The following is an 18,951-nucleotide window of genomic DNA, read 5'->3' as shown; positions in this document are numbered from 1 at the left end:
CTTTTTTAAACAATCATAATCATAAGTAAGTATCGTTTCTAAAATATATTTAAAAATGCTTATATATATATAATGTCAATAGATCTTGATAAAAAGTTTCAAGATAAAAAAGGGAAAATACAAATAATGAAAAAACTTTTAAATTTATTAAGTATATTAACAATTAATGGAACTGTAATACAAACAACAATTGCTACAAGTACAGCTACAAGTACATATGAAAAGCAAGAAAATAATTTAGAAAATTTAATCAGAAATAAAAGAGAAAACAATAATTTATTTAATGTTAATTTAGAAGATATAAGAATTAACATAAATAATCCTAATTCTTTTAAAAATTGACATAATAAAGTTTTTCGTGCTTTAATACAAGCTGACATACTACGTATTATATTTAATATAGAGAATGATCAGCCTAGTACAAGTACTGTTATAAATGATAATAGTGAGATTGTTGTCTTAAATAGATTTAAAGTTGAAGATAATACTACACCCAAAATGGGAGATAGATTTAAAGGTTCAGTAAGAGGTAAACCAACATATAAGTTTGTAGGCACACCTTACAACGTTTTTACTGTTCCTGTTATTATTGAGGAAAATTCACAATCTCAAAGAATTGATTTAGTTTTTAGAACTAGGGATCTTTATTTGGAGGGGTTTACTGTAAAAAATAAATATTATTATTTTTCAGAAGCTGATATAAGACATATAGATTCTATAGATAATATTAATATTAGTAGTTCCACTCCTTTGAAATTTAAAGCTGATTATAGAGATCTTTTCGTTGATGGAAACGGAAATGGAATTAATTTAAATATTAATTGAAGCACAATTGTTAATTCCTTTAAAACATTATCTAACTACCAAGGAGAAATTAATAGAGATATTAGAAATTCTTTAGGGATAATTGCTGTAGTTGTTGCAGAGAATTGACGATTTAGAAAAATAAATAATGAAATTAACAATAAAGTTATTGAAAATAAACAATCTATTGTTTTTGGGAAAGGTGAGCAAACAGAAGAAAATCTTTATAAAATTGCAATGGACTAAAATCAACAAGGTAGCAGTATTTTGAGATTAGCTTGAGAACGTTGAAATTATGGTATTCAAAGCCACCCGTACAGTAATTATTTTGACGAAAATCATCAGCCAATAGGAGTTATTAATAGAAATATATAGAAACACATGAAGAAATTGATTTTATGAACAAGTACTATCTTATACACCAATAAATGTATTTTCAGATGAAATTTATAATTCCCATACTTTAAGAATTTTATTTTTAATAGCTGTTAATTATATAACTACCTCATGCCATCATGGATCAAACCAAAAAGAGATATAAATGATAATTTAAATCAAAAATTTTGTGATTTAGAATCAGATATTGCAAAAATTAAGGGAGATATAATTTCAGTCCAAATTTTAGATAAAAATACTAAGGCTGTAGATAGAGAGGTTAGAGATGCTTATATCAGAACCACTGAGGACTTGTATTTAATCCGTAATAAAAATGGGAATGTTTTAAAATTAGAAAAATTAATGGATTGTGATTATAGATTAATGAGTAGTATTACATTTCCATTACAAAATTATTGTTCAAATGAAAATATTAGAAGTATAAGAGAATCAAGTGAGGTCACACAAAGTGGTAAAGTATATTTGGTTGGTTATAATCTTTTAGATAGAGATGCTTATTTGCTACCAAGTATTCCAGACAATGTTACTTCAATGGCTTTATTACATAAGGATAGTGCTGGTGAATTAAAAACAAACGCAGCTTATTTTGGAACAACAAATGGTGTTTATTATAGAAAAGGCAATGGTAGTGATGAAGTAAAAAAAGTATCTGGCCTAAATGAACCAATTCAATCAATCACTGTTGATAATGATGGTTCTGCCTGAGTTCTTACCGAAATTTTTAAAAATAAAAAACTAAGAGATAGTGGTTTTAATGATAATGGTAGTTTAACTTGTTTACCAATTAGTGATGAAAATCCATATTATGATTCTAAAAATGATTTTTTTAAAATAATTTGAAATTATGGTCATAATGGACTCGTAGTTAAATTATCATTAAATACTTCTCGCGTTATTGAAAAAATTTTCTTTGAAAGAAGTACGTCTGATTTTAAATCATATTTATTTAAATTAATTTCAAAATTACCAATAAGATTTTCAGCCGAAAATATGGAGACGGGGTATATAAATTATATTGTAGATATTATTTACTCAGGATTTTTTGAATTTCATAACGAGGTGATTAACCTAGTTAAAAGTGGTAATCCTGACAATAAATCAATTTTTGTTGTAACACGAAATACTTATGGTTGATCAAATTTAAGTTCTGATGAAAGACAAAAAGCCATTTACGCAGATACAACAGACTCTTATCATTTTGGTTAATATTTTATAGAATTAAAAATATGAAAAAAATATTAAGTCTTTTAGGAACAATCATTTTAACTGGAACAAGCACAACATCATTAATTAGTTGTGAAAAACCAAATAATAGTGAAAACGGGGAGGGCAATAAACCAGAACCATAATATAATCCACAACAACCACCCAAAAATAGTAATTGAAAATTAGTTAATGATTATAATTCATTTGTTTTTAATAAAGAAAATAAATTTTATTTTTTTGTTTTTCAACCTTTTAATGGTAAACAATGAAAAATATTAAAATTTAAACATGATACAGATTTTGCTAAAGAAATAAATGGTATTCCTTTTATTCCTAGTGATATAAAAGTTTATGCTGAAGCAAGTAAATTAAAAGGTCTTTATTGTTGAGATGGTAATGGTGAACCACAAATACCAGCAATTAATAAAACCATTGGTGAAATTACAGATTGAAAAGGTTAAAAAGGAACTATTTTTAAGTTCCTTTTTAAATTAATCGCACAAATTTCATAAATATAATTAATAAAAATAAATTAGTTATTGCACTATACAATGCAGGACTAAATTTTCATACTTCAAATGTTTGACTAAAAAAACTATAAATTGTTTGAAAAATCTTACCAACACCACTCGCTAGTTCGTTTACTTGTTTAATACCAGGGATATTATTAACTATTCAAATTGCCACATTTCTGATATGACACGCTAAATTATATCAACTACAACTTTCATATTGTGCTTGTCATCATTGACTATAAGGAAATAATCCACCGTTATTAATTTCTTGTCAGTTATAAATACCAAAATTAAAATCATAATAATAATACATATCATTATCTTTTTGTGCTTGTAATTCAAAAACATTATAACCGATTTTTTGTTCTTCCATTTTCTTATATTTTAAACCATACTTGTTTTTTAAAGTTCCTTCAAAAACATAATCCTCATTTTGATTAATATTATAATCATTTGCAACAGAAAAATCATAATTAAATACATCTCCATAATTAGTGTTATAAAATCGATTTTTATAAGCAGAATACATCTTAAAATCTAATAATTTATATTTATCAGAAAAATAAAAGTAACGAGGATAAATTTTAAAACCATTATTTGCTAATAAACCATATTTTTTATTATATCCTTGTGTATAAGTATTATTTTCTAAATCAAAAATTGTTCGTAAATAATCTTTATAAAAGTTTTGTGAAACTGTAAACATACTATTTAATAATTTTTCAAATCGATTTTTATTAATATTATTTTCATCAATTAAAACATCTCTAAAATTAACTAATTTTAAACCAAAAAAATTAATTAAAACAGTATCATATTGTAAATTATCAATATAACCACTTTCAATAAAATTACTACGATTTTGAAACACAGGTACCAAAGCATATGCAAAAAGTCTTTTAAAAATTTATTAATATCAATTTGACCTTTCATCTGTTCAAAAACTTCTTTACCAGTATTAGGAGTATTACCCTGATAATAATTATATGTTTCAGCACTAAAATTAAATGTATTTTCTTTATCTTTCATAAAAGAAAATAAAAAACCTAAATCATCAGTATATCGATAACTATTATAATCATATCCATTCCAATATTGTTTAAGATGTATTAATTCTAAACACCAGCAATAATATTATTATCTTTATCAATTGTTAAAACCATCCGATAAATTGATTTTTTAGTTAAAATAGTATCAATACTAGACTTGTCCAAATTATTAATAATTTCAAAATCAAAGATTATTCGTTGTGTTCCAACAATGGGAATCTCATAATCAGGATTACCGCCTTGCTGTACTCTAATATTTTCTTGAATAATAACATCTAAGTAATTATTTAAAAAATCTTTAATCTTATTTTGACTATTAATATTTCAATCTGTAATTTCACCAATGGTTTTATTAATTGCTGGTATTTGTGGTTCACCATTACCATCTCAACGATAAAGACCTTTTAATTTACTTGCTTCAGCATAAACTTTTATATCACTAGGAATAAAAGGAATACCATCTATTTCTTTAGCAAAATCTGTATCATGTTTAAATTTTAATATTTTTCATTGTTTACCATTAAAAGGTTGAAAAACAAAAAAATAAAATTTATTTTCTTTATTAAAAACAAATGAATTATAATCATTAACTAATTTTCAATTACTATTTTTTGGTGGTTGTTGTGGATTATATTATGGTTCTGGTTTATTGCCCTCCCCGTTTTCACTATTATTTGGTTTTTCACAACTAATTAATAATGTTGTACTTGTTCCAATTAAAGTGATTGTATTTAAAAGACTTAATATCTTTTTTATTATTATAATTCCTTTCGCTAAATCTTTTTACAATAACAATTATATATACAAGGACTATTTAAGAGTTTGAAAGGAAATTATTTAATTTATTATATGGAAAGGGTCAATCTGGGCTCGCGGTGATTTCCATAAGTTTTGCGAAAAATTACTTAAAGTTTAAAAAATTTTTTGTCGCGCTTTTCAAAATACTTGGGAAAAATTCTAAGCGTTAAGCGAAAAATTTTATAAAGGTTCCCAAATTTGTTTGAAAGAACCTCAAAACTTTTTTAACTTATAAGTTATTTTATCAAAAAAATTTAAGAAAATCAACCGCTCGCCCAATTCCTGCAAATGATTTTTATAGTCTTAATGATATAATTAAAGCATTTAAAGAAAGGAAGTATATTTAATTTTATGTATAAAAAATGAAATAAAGTTAATGTTAAAATAACAAACATTATACCTTATGGTTCTTTTTGTAGAACAGAAAAGGCTGATGGTTTAATTCATATTAGTGATATTTCAGATTACTTTGTTAGAGATATTAGAGATTTTTTTGATGTTGGTGATGAAATTGAAGTTGAGATACTAGATTTTAATTCAGTTAGAAAACATCTTAAATTAAGTTATAAAAATTGTCATCCTGAACTATTAAAAAATGATGATGGTAATAAAATACAAGAAAAATCACCTAGTTTAGAAAAAACATTAAATACTTAATTATTTAATAAATAAAAAGTAAATAAAATTTATAAATTTTAGAAGGTTTTTAAAACCTTTTTTATATTCCCATTTTAAAAGGATATGGATAAGAACCATAAAACAAAGCATCATATGGGTCATGGTACATTTTACTATCGGGTGTGTTTGTTTTGGTATCACTAAATCTTAGTTCACTAATGCACTTATCTAAAAATGGGAAGTTATCTAATATGCCATATATTTTACCTTGAACAAACATTTTTCTTATTCAGGTTACGCGATTGATTATACCTGCTTCTTTATTAAGAGATGTCTGATGTTTTTTTGCTTTAAACATCTTAATTTTATAGCCTAAATAAGGGTAAATATATTCTTGTAATTTTTGCATAAAGTCGTGTGCATTAATATCATAATGAAATGTAGCATATTCAAAATCATCAAATTTATCAAATGTATTAATTATTCATTGCCCGTAATGTTCAACTATTTCATTTAAATTCATTGCGTTTTTTTGGTGTAACAACATTTTCTTCAATTAAATATTTATCATATTCATTATTTTCATTAATTTTATAACCACTAAATAAAAACACCATGTGGTCTTCACTACCATTAGCATAATCCACACCAATTGAATAACTATCAAATTGATACTGTTTTGTATTGAAATTATAAAAATTTTGTAAATTATACTCTTTAATATATTTACGATAATTTCGTAAAACATAAATACTGGGGTCATTATCGTTATATTCAAATCCGTAGTATTCAAGTTCAAATAAATCAGGTCGCTCTTGTTTGTTTGTTAAAACAAGTTTTTTAGTAATATCAGGTATTTTATTTCAAACAGCACCCATTGTTAATCGTAAATTAAAAATACCCAAACCATTAAATGCTTGTTTGTTTTCTGAATATACTTGATTGTGTTCTTTTAAAATATTTTTAATTCTTTCATTTAAGGGTAAATATGGGGTTACAAATTTTTCATAAAAGACATGGTATTTATCAAAAGGATTAAAAGTAAATTGATTAGAATATGTTTTATGAAAATATGTTATTACTCTTATGTATTGTTTTGCTATGTTGTCTCATTCTTGAAATGTCCAAGATAATTCTTTTACTGGAATAGGATTATCTAAATTATATTGTTCATTATCATTTTCAGGAAATTCGCAAATTATTATAACGTTTATCTAATTCTTTATCAGTTAAAATTTCTTTTTCTTCAGCATGTATCATTTCATCTGTTCACGCTGATATAATACCACTACCTTTACCAACTTTTCCCATAATTTTATTACCATTAGCATAACCCGCAAAAGCAATGCGAACACCACTAGGAAAAACAATTTCGCCACCTTCTTTAACATTTTTAGGTCAAACAATGCCATTTTCATTGTCGGGTCCTATATCAATCCCATATTTATCGTATAAATAATTACATACATTAATTGTATCGCCAAATGTAGTATCTTCATGGGTATTGGCATATCTTTGTAAAATGTTAGATAAAGCATCAGTAAAATTACAAGCAAAAAATAATTTTTCTGCTATGTGATTTCATGTCTTATTAGTACTAGGCCCCGCTGAAACAAACTTAAAAAAAGTTGGTCAAGTAAAATATCGGGAATAACTATCACCAACAAAGTCTTTAAATACTTCTCAATCAAAACCAAAATTATAGTCACTAAAATTCAAATCATATTTTTTATTTAAATATTTATAACTAGTAATCCGTTTTTTGTTATTAATTTTGGTAAAATCCTGCATTTTTAAATAGCCTCCTTTTTTGAAAAGATTATGTGAAGTATTGAGTATCATATTTTAAAATAATTTGTTTATATGACTTGTTTGAAAGAGATAATGAGATATTTAAATTATATCAACAAGGACAAATATTACAAGGATATAAGGTGATATCAAAATTGCCAAAAACAATTAAAACAGAATATGCAGATATTCCTATTAAAAGAAGATTATATGTTAAATATGATGAAGAAAAAAAGAAAATATAAATCGTTATCCTTTAGATCAAGAATTAGGTTTAAAAAAATACGAAAGAATTGAAATAAATTTAAAAAATAAATATATGTCTTTTATAGGTGATGGAAAAAGATATAAAGATATTTTACATACAACAGAGAATGTAAATATTAGTGAAAGAACAATATCTAATATTTTTAAAAATGCCGATTTAGAAGAAACCGATTACATTAGTAATAAAAATAACAATAAAATTAAAATTCCAAATAATCTTTTGTATATTCAAATTGACGGAGCTTGAACCAATGCGAGAAAATAAAAAAATTGAAAATAAAATATTTCTTGCGACTATGCATGTTGGTGTTGATCAAGAAAAGTCAACAAAAACCAGAATAAAAATGAAAAAGAAAAAAGGCGTTTTTCAAATGATGAATAAAAATCATAAGAATAAAAATAATAAATCTAATATTGATAATTTTATTGATAAAATTTTTAAATCAATGGATACTTATGATATTAATCAAAATACTAAAATATTAATATTAAGTGATGGTGAAAAACAAATTAAAAAAATTTATAGAGCAGTAAAAGCAAAATATAAAAATAACACTGTATCATATAGTTTAGATAAATTTCATTTATCAAATAGATTTAAACAATTATTCCCAAATCGAAATAGAATCAAAATTCATAGAATAAAATATAAATTAGCAAAAATATATTTCTTTACTGGAAATTATAAATTATTATTAGATTTTTTAATATGTCATTTACCATATGTTAATGGTAATGTAAATTGTAAATGCAAATGTAGCACTTTATTGAAAAAGAATAAAGTGCTTTTTATTTTGTAAAAAATACTTATATTTATTGGATTAATCGTTAGATAGTATCTTTTACACTTAATAAAATATGTTTTTCAGAAAAATCCATCCTTTCTTTTCTTAAAAAATTTTGAATAATTGTTTTATTTAGTTGTTAGTTAATTGTTAAATATAATTAAAGATAATGAGATAAAAAAATAAAGATACTATCTAACGATTAATCCAAAATTCAATCTTTAAAACTTAATATTTTTTGATGCTTAAAGATGGATAACTCATCTATGGCACGAAGCCTTAAAGAAAGTGTGAAAGCGATTGGATTTACTACTCCTATTTATTTCTTTAATTCTCGGCAAGATTAATCACTTGCGAAATGTCAGAGCATGTGTTTTTTGGCTTGTTTTCATAAAAAGAGTGCTGTTAAACCGAAAAAAACAATATCGGACACTAAAAAAACAAGAGGGTTGGAACTCCAAAAGGTTATTTTCTTTATATAAAGTTGTGTAGGGATGGATGAAGCGTAATTAATAACTGGGTAAACTGTTTTTTTATTTCCGTATGGGGGTAAACTCTATCAAAATATCCTATCCGCCCCCGCTCACCTTCAAAGTGGAGCGGGCGGCGAAGTAATTAAATATTAAAATAAATTATTTACTAAATATCAAAATATTAACCAATAAAGGAATGTTATGTTTTTTTGCAGAAAGGAAAATATTTGATGAAAAAATGAAATAAAAAAATTAAAAATAAATTACAAGAATTAATGATACAAGCTTATCTGGTAACAGTAAATGATATTAATGATGAAATTTGAGCAACAAATAAAAAGAATTAAGGAGTATAGATAAATGACAGAATATAAAAGTAAATATATTAATAAAACTTGAAATGAAATAACAACATCATTTGATTGAGTTAATTGTCAACCTATTAATTGTCGTATTTCACATCATAAAAATCATTATGATTTACAATGTTTAGAATGAGCCAAAATGTACTTAAATTTATTTAAAGACAAGTGAGATATTATTGTTTCATATATGCAATATTATAAAATTAACGATATTTTAGATTTAGCATCCGATGGATGAAAAATATTACAAATTGACAAAAAAATAAAACAAATAAATTAAAATATATTATTGCAATTGACCCTGCTGGAATTGGACAAACTGGTATTATTATTTATAATCTTTTGCAAAAGAAAATAATTAATAATATTACTTTTAATTCCAAAAATGAAGAAGAAGCAATAAATAATATGTATTTAATATTAAATGAGTTTAAAAATAAAATTTGTTCTTATTTAAATAAAGTTATTGTAATAATTGAAGATTATCAACCTCATAAGGGTTTAAAAATAAAAAATCCATTATCTACTCCTAAATTTATTGGTGGTTTAAAAGTTTTATGCAAATATCTATTTAATTTAAATTATGTTTTACAATCACCAGTTGTTAAGAAAAATTATATTTATAAAGGAAATATTAAAATGTCAGAGCACGAACACGATGCTTGAAAACATTTACAATATTTTTTAAAAAAGAAAGTGATAAATAATGACAATAACAGAATCAATTAAATTTAACAAATTTAAAGAAGAAAATGAAACACTTAAAAAAGAACTTGCTGAAAAAGAGCAAGAAATAAATAGTTTCAAACAACAAATAGATATGGCACATAATTTTAATCAAAATTTAGGTAGTGAAATTGAAGAATTAAAACAACAACAATTATATAAAGAAGATTTTTACAAAAATCCATATTCAACAGGTTCTATCGATTGAATATTAGTTGACAGTTCAAAATATGACAAATTATCTAATAAGGATGTTAAATAATGTCTCAAACAAAAAGTAATTTACCTAAAAAATCAATAACTAATAAACCTAAAATAAAAAATAAAAAAGTTAATAAGTTAGAATTAACTGTTAGATTACATGAAAATCCGATTAAAACAAAAATTAAGGCTCTTGTTGCTGGTGGTGTTGAAGTTGATGCTTGTTCAGCTAAATGTCAGTGAGAAGGATTAAATTACTCAACATTATCAATATATAACCCATCTGTTTTAACTGAGTTTTTGAAATTAAAAAAAGATGATGAGATAAAAATTAAAGGCTCAGTATTTAATCAGTTAAATATAAAAACTAAACGCTATTTTTTGTCTTTTAGAGTAGATAGTTTTGAAATTATACAAAAAGCGATTAGAAAAAGAACAAATACAAATATTAAAAAATAGGAGGAAAAGATTAAAATGGCATTAAAAAATGTAAAATATGTTCTTATTAATGAAAATAGTGAACCTATTAAAAATAAAGATGGTAGTTTAGATATTAAAACTGCTGAAATTATTTTAGAAAATACTGCTGAAGTTGAAGAATTTAATGCAATTAATTTAGAAAATAGTAATCAGCAAATCAACGAACTACAAACAAAAAATACTGAATTAACTTCACAAATTGAACAACAAACAATTCAATTAAAACAAATTGAAGTAATTGACTTTATTAATTCTTTAACTGATAATGAAGAATTTAAAAATGTTTTATTAAAGTCTTATGATATTACTGATGATATTGAAATCATTAAAACACAATTGCAAAGTGTTTATGATGAATTAATTAAGGTACAAACAGTTAATACTGGGGGCGTACCAAAAGTAGAAAACAAAGAAAACAATATTTTAGATACAGACAATATATTTAATAAATAGAAAGAAGGAAGTAAATTATGGCACAAAACCCACAAAGAATTTTCGGAGATATTGCTAATCAAGCAACAAAACGAGATCGAGAAACATTTGAACAATGATATTTACAAACTTATCAACAAAAATTTAGTTGAGAAGCATTATTTGCATTAAAAGATGCAAGTAAATTTAGTTTAGCATATAAAAGAAAGAAAAATATTAAATATAATGAAGGTTCTGGTAAAGATGGAAAAGTATTTAATGCTGATGATAAATTATTAAATTATTCAGAAGTAGAATTTGATGATGGAATTGTTGAATTAGATACAATTTTAACTTTTGCTCGTAAATTAGACCCTGTAGAAAGTGATTTTAATCCTAATCTTTGGGCTGCTGATATTGAACAAGCAATGGATACTGAGGTTGCTTATAAACGTAATAAAATTTTAGAAATTATTAATAAAGGAGTAGTTACAACCATTCAAGGCCAAAAAGCAGATGACACTAATGCTTTACAAATTCACGATGAAATTATGGATAAAATATATGAAAATGGCTTTACTCCATCAGAAACAGTTGTCTTGGGTTCTGCTGATTTTATTCGTGGAATTCGTAATAAATTACAGTTACAACTTGGAGCAAATGACCAAATAAACAGTGTAATCACAACAAGTGGCGCAATGAAAACTGTTGAAGGAACAACATACTATATGGTTCCTAAAAAATTACCAATTATTAATCAAGATGGTTCAGAAGGAACAATTAGTTTATTACCGGGTGGTGTTAATGCAATTGCCTTTAAATTTAGTAAGAAATATGACCCCCTTATTTTACGCAAAAAAGACCATACTCCGTTAAGAGTTGGTGCTGCTGCGTTGGGTACTGGAATGGGTAATACTTTGATTATGGAAAGAGTTTTATATTTAGGTGGAGCAGTGGTTGAACCCAAAGGAATTATTAAACATATTGTTTCAAAAATTGATATTAGTAAAATTAATAAAATAGATAAACCCAATATTCATGTTACAGACCCAACAAAAGCAACAGCCGAACAGTTAAAATCACAATTTAAAGATGTTGTTTTAAAAGCAGTAAAAGCAGTAAATAGTTCTTTAACTGAAAGTGATTTTGATTACTTTATTGAAAGTAAAGGTGAAGACTGACCAATTAATATTACAAATGATAAAACTGTTGAAGTTCAAATTGAATGTAAAAACAACGCTACTGGTCAAACAAATCCAATTGATGTTAAAATTAAAAATTCTTAATAGTACTAAAAAATAGTACTTTTTCGTTTGATAAATGATATGCCAATTGGAACATCTAAAACAGCGCTTATTTATGCTGTTAAAAAAAATCCAACTAGATTGTCAATCCAACAACAAGAAAAAAGTTTTGGTTTACAGTTATTAGAATTTTTAAAAATTCAAGTTTTAGCACTTGGTTTATCAGTTTTAACTGGTGGTATTGCTTCGGCTGTTGCTCTTGGTGCGGGATTATCTAATTTTGCCGCAGCATTTATCTCATTTGGAGTAGAAACAGCAACCGATTTTGCCGTAAATCAAATATACGATAAATTAACATCAGAAGTGACAGTAAAAAGTACTGCCTTAAATTTGCTACCAGCAATTGGTGGTATTGGAAAACTAACGCGTGCTGCTCGAACAACTAAAATTTTAAAATTAGCAAAAGAAACTAAACTACTTGAAAAATTAGGTGTAATAACTGCTAATAATTTAGAAGATGTTGTAAGACAAGTTAGAGGTAAAAAGATTTTATCTGATAAATTAATATTTGATTTTACAAAACAAGCTAATAATGAAACTTTATTATATACAATTGGAAAATTAGCCCGAAATGATTTTTATAAGGGTTTTAAAATTTCTAAATTAGAAACAATTAATAATTTATTAAAAATTGAAAAAAATATTCAAAAAATAAGTCCTACATTAGTTCAAAAAATACCACGCATAAATAAAATAAATGCTAATAAATGATTGTCTGAATATGGATTAAATATTGATAAAATAAGCAAAATTAATACTAATGAGTGATATAATATAATGATTAATCTTCATAAAAAAGGTGTTGGTAAAAACCTAATATTAAATGCTAATTTAATGCGGGGCAGTAAAATATATAATAATAAATTATTAAATATTTTTCATCAAACACCAATTAAATTAAATAAAATTTTAAATCATTTAAACCCAAATTTTTATATTCAAAAAGTAACTAAAAAATTATTAGCCCCAATTGAAAAACAAATAATTACTATTAAACAAAAAGTAATTAGTAAAATTACTGATAAAACTAAAAAAATATTATCTAAATTTGAAACTAAGGCTATTAAAAAGGGTCAATTATTACCTTTTGCTTATGGTTCTGATGTTTTTTTAGCAGTTAAAATTGTTCCTTTATCAGTTGCGGGTGAAGTTGCTTTAACAATATATTATAAAAATCCTAAATATGCCCCTATTGTCGTTATGACAACTTTAATCAAAGCAGAACAGTTTGTTTTAGCTCCTGAACCGTTTAAATTATATATGAACAGTGAATGGTTTATTGGTTGGGGATTTAAAAAAACAAGTTTGTTTAATTTAGTTTCTTTTTCCCCACTTGTTTATCAGCAAGTAGTAAAAGATAGTTTTAAAATATATCGGACAATTGCTAAGATATTAAAAATGCAAGAACAATTTAAAAATAACTTTAATAAAGATAAATTGTTAAATACGTTAGAAGATGGTGCGGTTACTAGTTTGTTAGGTAATGGACTAGTATTTCAAGCATATAAACAACTCAGAATAAAACAAGATTTAAACAAAACAATTAAAACAAAAACATTACTAAATAGTAAAAAATTTATATTAAAGAAAATATATTCTAAAAAAAGTAAATGATAGGGAAATGATTAAATGTTAAATGAATTATGACAAAATGTTACTTTGGAAAATTATAATAATTTTATTCCAATGACAGGTAAAATTACACAAGTTCCAGTTCGTTATAATAAGTTCTTTAAAGGCGATGTAGAATTATGATTTAAAACATTTGCTTTAAGAGCCCAAAATATGATTAATTCTTACCTAAACTATCCATTTTCAAAACTAAAGTTTGAAACATTTAAAGACCCATTATTAAAGAAAATTTGTATTAATATGGTGTTTATTACGATTGAGCATTGAACATTTAACCGTATTCCAATTGAATTTTTTACTTCGGTAAATATGAGTGTTGGTGATATTAATTATTCTTCACAAAATAACCCTATGGCAACATGACAAGGTCTACTACCTACTTATGCAAAATCATTAGCTAATTTAACAACTTTAAAGAAAATTTTTCGTACTTTTCAAGAAGAAGGTATTGATTTAACTATGATAGATTTAGAAGCATATTATACACAATTAGAAATTGATGCTTTATTAGAAAAAGAAAAAACCGAAAGAATAGAAAATGATGATAAATTAGATAAAAAAATTGATAATTTATCAAGTGAAACAAAAGAAAATTTAGATAAAAAACAAGATAAATTAACAAAAAATTCTAATATAGAAATTGATTATATAGCTTGTAAAAGATATGTTAGTTCTAAAAATATATACATATATGGTGATTTAAGTTTTCATAATGACCCAACCCCCGAAGATATACCAAGATTTACAAAAATAGTCAGAGAAGTACAAAATAATATTCAAGTACCAATAACAAAAATCATTAATGATAAGTCAACAGATGAAGAAGTACCAACATCAAAAGCAGTCTACAATTCCATTACATATGATAATAATCATTTATGGAAAAAAATTATTAATCATACTACGGAATTAATTAATGATAAATTTTATGTAATAGTATTAAAAGGATTAAATTGAATTAAATTTTCTGGTTTATTTCAGAAAAATTCAAAATTTTGAATATCATATTTATCTTGTAAAACACAACCATTTGGCGAATTAATGTTTGGTATCGCTCCTAATTCTTTATATTTTAAATTTAGTAATGATAATGGAAAAACTTGAAATGATTTATCTGGTTTTGACCCTAGCATTTATGAATATCAGGGTGAAGGGACACCTATATAGAAAGGAGATGTTATTATGCCAAAAGTAGAAGTTAAAGATGTAATTATGTTTTTGAAAATCTTTGGAGTTTCATCATTGTTTTTTATTGCAGGAATTATTATTTGTTTTATAGGACCAACTAAATTAGGAATTGGTTGACCTGCATATGTAATTATTGGTACAATGCTTAATGGTTTTGGGGTTGTTGTTTTAATTATTGAAACTATTAGATTTATCAAAACTCATAACAAACAACAAAAAGAAGATAGTATTGAAAATGTTATTAAAAAAGAAGATACAAAATAAAGAGGTGTTATAAATGGGGTTATTACCAGCAAAAAAGAAATTAAAAAAGAGTTATGATATTGATGGTTATTATCTTAATTTAGCATCAACGATTACTAATCGTAAAAATGTTACTGTTCAAAAACATAATGAAATTTTAGAAAAAAGAATTTGTAAAGATAATGCTAATTTTTTAAATCCGCGAGATTTAGAAATTAGCATTTATAATCCACTTACTAATCAAAAAATAGATACTAAATTAATTAATAGTTTTTTAAAAATGCAAGACTTTACTAATAAGAATTGATATAACGAATATAAAATTAATAAGAATGGTAAAGGTGAATATTTTATTTTTGCTAATAATTCAAAACTTAATTTTATTACCATTGATTTTTATAATGACCAGTATGATGAATTAGGTAATCTAGTATCGTGTACTTTTGATTATGACCCTTATCTTAAAAATGACCAGAGTGTTTTTATTACTGAAAAAATAGAAATTGATTATGTAACTAAACAAGTAAAAGTTATTAGAAAGTTAAAAACACGATTATACAGTACTATTACCGACTTATATATTGATGATGCTAAATGAAATAACTATACAACTTTACAAAGAGAAGAAATATTACCACTTAATTTTATTCCAATTCAAATTATTCCCAATAACCCTAATTTTGAGCCTTCTGCTCGTTATGGTAAACAATTTGCTAGTATTTTAGATATTATTGCTGAAAAGATAATGTTAGATCCATTATTAAATAGTGGTAAATTTACTATTAATACTAATGGAGTTACTGGTGTGGTTAACCAAGAAATTAGTAAAATGCTGGCATCATTTATTGAAAATGACTTGTTATTAGTTGAAGGAGACCCTGATAGTAATTTTCAACCAGTAGACTATATTGCTGGTAATTTTAAAGGTGAGCAATTAACTAAAATATATGATTGATTATTAACTAATTACTATAAAATAAATCGACATCATGTTCCTGCCATTGCTAAGGGAGCACAACAAACTCAGGCAGAAGTTGCTGGTGTAAATATTCAAACAAACGCATCATACGAACAAATGATATATATTAGAGAAATTAAATTAACTGAATTTATTATTAAGTTAATTAAATATGATAATGCGATTTTAAACAGTAGAACATTCAATATTAAAAATATTGACGAGTTAATTGTTGATGTTCGCTTACCAGTAAATGCTACTTTAAACAGACAATTAAAAAACAACGAAACTATTATCAATATGCCTAATGAAGAAGGAGAACAAGAATAATGTTAAAACCATCTGAAAAAATGTTAGCACAATTAGCAGAAAATGATGAACCAATTGACTATTCAATTGATAGTATTCCGTTAGATTTTGCTAGTCAATCGCAGTACAGCGACCCTGATTTAGAACAATTATTTACCGAAGCTAGTGCAAGAACCTTATATATTTATAAAATTAATAATCTTGTTAAGACAAAACAAAAACCAACCTTAAACTATTCTAAAAATAGCGTTAAAATAGGTTTTATTGACAAAGATGAATATATTAAAATAACTGGTTATGAAATTAGTGATTTTAATTTTAAATTACAAATTCAACAAAACACCACAGTCCAAGATAATAGCACAAGTTATGTAATGATTGATGAAAAAGATATTTTAATTAATGATATTTCAAAACAAGACAAAGAATTTTTAGAAAGATTAGACTTAAAAATAGTATCTATTAATGAACCAATTATCGAAGATAATAAAAATGAATGTTATATTATCGAAGAATATAAACGCCCTTATTCACCCGATGGTGTTGACATTATTAAATCTACTCATTTAGTTAAGGTGACTGATTTTAAATGAAAAAACCAAAATAGTATTCATTTAGTATTACAAAAATCATTACCCGAAGACACAGTATTTACTGGAATTGAAATTAAATACCCCAAATCAATGTTATTTGGCAATATTAAGTGTTGAGGTAATGTCAATGGTGTTTATTCTTATTCATCATCAACAGTTGAAAATGCTGGTTTAGTACCCTTGTTATCAATGCCCATTGAAACAAATCCTACTTTAAGAGTATTTCAATATTGATTTACCGAAAGTTTTTTACCGTGAAACATTGCCAAAAACTATATTCAAGGAAAAGATATTTTAGATTTATTAGATATTAAAGAATTAAATATTGTTTTGTTAAATTATTTAACATATCGTTATAACTATGATCGAAAATTTCAAGGGGCAAAATACGATAAAAAAGGTAACCCCACTAATAAAGCTGCGCAATTACGCCAAAAATTCGAAGGACAAAAAGCCGAAGATGTTATTGATGGTTTATTTGAAAACTGAAAATTAGATAATTATAAATCTTTAAATGATAATGCTGTTAAAAGATTTAAACAAATTATCTATATGTTATCAAACTACACATATAGTAAATACGCAATTAATAAAGGTTATAATGATGATATTAAATTATTTTCTCCGTATTATTTTGAATTAATGTCTAACCCAAGAGAGCTAGAAACCGGTTATTGAGAATTTGAACATTGTAAAGTTAAATTAAATTCATCATATTTTAATTTTACTGGCGGGTCTATTCCACCAATACCAATAAATTATTGAGAAGAGGTCTATTCTGATGCTAAACCATTTAATATGGTTGATAATAAATATTATTTTGTTGTTTGGCGTGGTAATGAAAATAATGATTGACACATTATTAAATTTAAACATTTTGAACAAAAAGAAAAAGTTTTAGATAAGTATGATAAATATGAACTTAAAACATCACATTTTGGCGGTGATTTATTTATTTATAAAAATGGATTTGTAAGTTATGATTGAAATAAAGATAATGGAACTTATTTTAAATCAGTTTATCGTTGAAATAATGACGATGAACCAAATACACCCTTTATTTCACCAAAAACAGGACAAATTACAGATTGAAATTTAAAAAATCAAAATAATATTAATAAAAATGATGAAATTAAAGTAACTGTTAAAAACAAAGATATTTCAGAAAACCCTATTTATCAATTAGAAGCAAACTATTTTAATTGATTATCCATAACAAATGAATTAGAAACAAACAATATTCCTTCACTTATTCCAGCAGAAATTAAATTATCAGATGGAGAATATGGCAAGTACTTAACTAATTTAATTATATCTAATGATAAAATAGAAGAATATTTAAACTATTTTTCACAATGATATAGATTACTTTATTCTAAGGGAGTTTGAGCAAATATGACTAAAGATTTAGTTGAAGATACTATTAAAACAACTTATGATAAAAAAGTATTTATTTTAAATCAAATTGAAATATCTGGAATATGGGGTTATGGTAATTATGATATAAATATTTTTATTGAAAAACCAAATGAAAAAATTATTGAAGGAAAAGATATTAACTTAGAATTAATCAAAAATTATCCTATTGGAACTAAAATCAGTGGAAAAGATAGAAATACATATTTGCAATTAATCGAAGATGATACATGATATTTATATAAAAATGGTATTGAAGATCAAAACTCTTATTTAAATAAAGCGGTTGTTGATTTTTTAAAACAATCAAATAGTGTAATATTTTCCTATCCACCAACAAAAGAACAAATTAATATTAATAATTTAGAATTATTTAATAAGAATAATGAAAAAATATCATTAATTACATTAGAAATATAAAAA

At 24.6% G+C, this 18,951-nt stretch carries 22 protein-coding genes and 1 pseudogene; 18 read left to right on the top strand and 5 right to left on the bottom strand.

Going from position 1 to position 18,951, the window contains the following annotated elements; genetic code table 4:
* The first annotated feature begins 126 nt into the window (after positions 1-126).
* From ACZ91P_RS02795 to ACZ91P_RS02785, 3 genes are all read left to right on the top strand, one after another.
* Complete coding sequence (locus ACZ91P_RS02795; RefSeq protein ID WP_465157930.1) at positions 127-1,050, top strand: ribosome-inactivating family protein; 924 nt, start codon at positions 127-129, stop codon at positions 1,048-1,050.
* 261 nt (positions 1,051-1,311) lie between these two features.
* Complete coding sequence (locus tag ACZ91P_RS02790; RefSeq protein ID WP_465157928.1) at positions 1,312-2,406, top strand: hypothetical protein; 1,095 nt, start codon at positions 1,312-1,314, stop codon at positions 2,404-2,406.
* A 20-nt stretch (positions 2,407-2,426) separates the two neighbouring features.
* Complete coding sequence (locus ACZ91P_RS02785) at positions 2,427-2,549, top strand: lipoprotein (protein WP_465157927.1); 123 nt, start codon at positions 2,427-2,429, stop codon at positions 2,547-2,549.
* A 343-nt stretch (positions 2,550-2,892) separates the two neighbouring features.
* On the opposite strand, the pseudogene ACZ91P_RS02780 reads toward ACZ91P_RS02785, so the two are convergent.
* Together ACZ91P_RS02780 and ACZ91P_RS02775 are read right to left on the bottom strand one after the other, a co-directional pair.
* Positions 2,893-4,597, bottom strand: a pseudogene (locus tag ACZ91P_RS02780) (spiroplasma phage ORF1-like family protein); the annotation flags it as partial.
* 6 nt (positions 4,598-4,603) lie between these two features.
* Positions 4,604-4,717, bottom strand: a complete 114-nt coding sequence (locus ACZ91P_RS02775) for a hypothetical protein (RefSeq protein ID WP_465158943.1) — start codon at positions 4,715-4,717, stop codon at positions 4,604-4,606.
* Positions 4,718-5,119: 402 nt separating this feature from the next.
* Here ACZ91P_RS02775 and ACZ91P_RS02770 point away from each other — a divergent pair, with 402 nt between their 5' ends.
* A complete protein-coding gene (locus tag ACZ91P_RS02770) occupies positions 5,120-5,425 on the top strand; it encodes a S1 RNA-binding domain-containing protein (RefSeq protein ID WP_465157926.1) in 306 nt (101 codons plus the stop codon).
* Positions 5,426-5,486: 61 nt separating this feature from the next.
* Here ACZ91P_RS02770 and ACZ91P_RS02765 read toward each other — a convergent pair whose 3' ends face one another.
* The 3 genes from ACZ91P_RS02765 to ACZ91P_RS02755 all read right to left on the bottom strand — a co-directional run bounded on the left by ACZ91P_RS02765 (position 5,487) and on the right by ACZ91P_RS02755 (position 7,177).
* Positions 5,487-5,909, bottom strand: coding sequence for a hypothetical protein (locus ACZ91P_RS02765; protein ID WP_465157925.1), 423 nt, complete (start codon positions 5,907-5,909; stop codon positions 5,487-5,489).
* A complete protein-coding gene (locus tag ACZ91P_RS02760; RefSeq protein WP_465157924.1) occupies positions 5,863-6,291 on the bottom strand; it encodes a hypothetical protein in 429 nt (142 codons plus the stop codon). The genes ACZ91P_RS02765 and ACZ91P_RS02760 overlap by 47 nt, the downstream gene beginning before the upstream one ends.
* Positions 6,292-6,559: 268 nt before the next feature.
* Positions 6,560-7,177 carry a hypothetical protein gene (locus ACZ91P_RS02755; protein WP_465157923.1) on the bottom strand — a complete coding sequence of 206 codons (618 nt, stop codon included), beginning with the start codon at positions 7,175-7,177 and terminating at the stop codon, positions 6,560-6,562.
* A 32-nt stretch (positions 7,178-7,209) separates the two neighbouring features.
* Between ACZ91P_RS02755 and ACZ91P_RS02750 the strand changes: the two genes are divergently transcribed.
* The 14 genes from ACZ91P_RS02750 to ACZ91P_RS02685 all read left to right on the top strand — a co-directional run bounded on the left by ACZ91P_RS02750 (position 7,210) and on the right by ACZ91P_RS02685 (position 18,948).
* The gene (locus ACZ91P_RS02750) at positions 7,210-7,422 is read left to right on the top strand and encodes a hypothetical protein (protein ID WP_465157922.1); all 213 of its coding nucleotides are present in this window, start codon (positions 7,210-7,212) and stop codon (positions 7,420-7,422) included.
* Positions 7,423-7,496: 74 nt separating this feature from the next.
* Positions 7,497-7,709 carry a hypothetical protein gene (locus ACZ91P_RS02745; RefSeq protein ID WP_465157921.1) on the top strand — a complete coding sequence of 71 codons (213 nt, stop codon included), beginning with the start codon at positions 7,497-7,499 and terminating at the stop codon, positions 7,707-7,709.
* Positions 7,696-8,244: a hypothetical protein gene (locus ACZ91P_RS02740; RefSeq protein WP_465157920.1), complete on the top strand. Its 549-nt coding sequence runs from the start codon at positions 7,696-7,698 to the stop codon at positions 8,242-8,244. The genes ACZ91P_RS02745 and ACZ91P_RS02740 overlap by 14 nt, the downstream gene beginning before the upstream one ends.
* 818 nt (positions 8,245-9,062) lie before the next feature.
* Positions 9,063-9,347, top strand: coding sequence for a hypothetical protein (locus ACZ91P_RS02735; RefSeq protein WP_465157919.1), 285 nt, complete (start codon positions 9,063-9,065; stop codon positions 9,345-9,347).
* Positions 9,302-9,796 carry a hypothetical protein gene (locus ACZ91P_RS02730; RefSeq protein WP_465157918.1) on the top strand — a complete coding sequence of 165 codons (495 nt, stop codon included), beginning with the start codon at positions 9,302-9,304 and terminating at the stop codon, positions 9,794-9,796. Before ACZ91P_RS02735 ends, ACZ91P_RS02730 begins: the two co-directional genes overlap by 46 nt.
* Positions 9,774-10,055 (top strand): hypothetical protein, encoded by a 282-nt coding sequence (locus ACZ91P_RS02725; protein ID WP_465157917.1) that lies wholly within the window; start codon positions 9,774-9,776, stop codon positions 10,053-10,055. The genes ACZ91P_RS02730 and ACZ91P_RS02725 overlap by 23 nt, the downstream gene beginning before the upstream one ends.
* Positions 10,055-10,453 carry a hypothetical protein gene (locus ACZ91P_RS02720; RefSeq protein ID WP_465157916.1) on the top strand — a complete coding sequence of 133 codons (399 nt, stop codon included), beginning with the start codon at positions 10,055-10,057 and terminating at the stop codon, positions 10,451-10,453. Before ACZ91P_RS02725 ends, ACZ91P_RS02720 begins: the two co-directional genes overlap by 1 nt.
* A 15-nt stretch (positions 10,454-10,468) precedes the next feature.
* Positions 10,469-10,927 (top strand): hypothetical protein, encoded by a 459-nt coding sequence (locus ACZ91P_RS02715; RefSeq protein WP_465157915.1) that lies wholly within the window; start codon positions 10,469-10,471, stop codon positions 10,925-10,927.
* Positions 10,928-10,944: 17 nt separating this feature from the next.
* Positions 10,945-12,171, top strand: coding sequence for a hypothetical protein (locus ACZ91P_RS02710; RefSeq protein WP_465157914.1), 1,227 nt, complete (start codon positions 10,945-10,947; stop codon positions 12,169-12,171).
* Positions 12,172-12,210: 39 nt separating this feature from the next.
* Positions 12,211-13,806, top strand: coding sequence for a hypothetical protein (locus tag ACZ91P_RS02705; protein ID WP_465157913.1), 1,596 nt, complete (start codon positions 12,211-12,213; stop codon positions 13,804-13,806).
* A gap of 12 nt (positions 13,807-13,818) precedes the next feature.
* A complete protein-coding gene (locus tag ACZ91P_RS02700) occupies positions 13,819-14,988 on the top strand; it encodes a hypothetical protein (protein WP_465157912.1) in 1,170 nt (389 codons plus the stop codon).
* Positions 14,989-15,003: 15 nt separating this feature from the next.
* Positions 15,004-15,273 (top strand): hypothetical protein, encoded by a 270-nt coding sequence (locus ACZ91P_RS02695; protein ID WP_465157911.1) that lies wholly within the window; start codon positions 15,004-15,006, stop codon positions 15,271-15,273.
* A gap of 13 nt (positions 15,274-15,286) precedes the next feature.
* The gene (locus ACZ91P_RS02690; protein WP_465157910.1) at positions 15,287-16,540 is read left to right on the top strand and encodes a hypothetical protein; all 1,254 of its coding nucleotides are present in this window, start codon (positions 15,287-15,289) and stop codon (positions 16,538-16,540) included.
* Positions 16,540-18,948, top strand: a complete 2,409-nt coding sequence (locus ACZ91P_RS02685) for a hypothetical protein (RefSeq protein WP_465157908.1) — start codon at positions 16,540-16,542, stop codon at positions 18,946-18,948. The genes ACZ91P_RS02690 and ACZ91P_RS02685 overlap by 1 nt, the downstream gene beginning before the upstream one ends.
* The last annotated feature ends 3 nt before the right edge of the window (positions 18,949-18,951 follow it).

This window comes from Spiroplasma endosymbiont of Halictus nicosiae, from assembly GCF_978018445.1.
The sequence above is the reverse complement of the archived record's forward strand: the minus strand, read 5'-3'. Positions and strand labels throughout refer to the sequence as shown.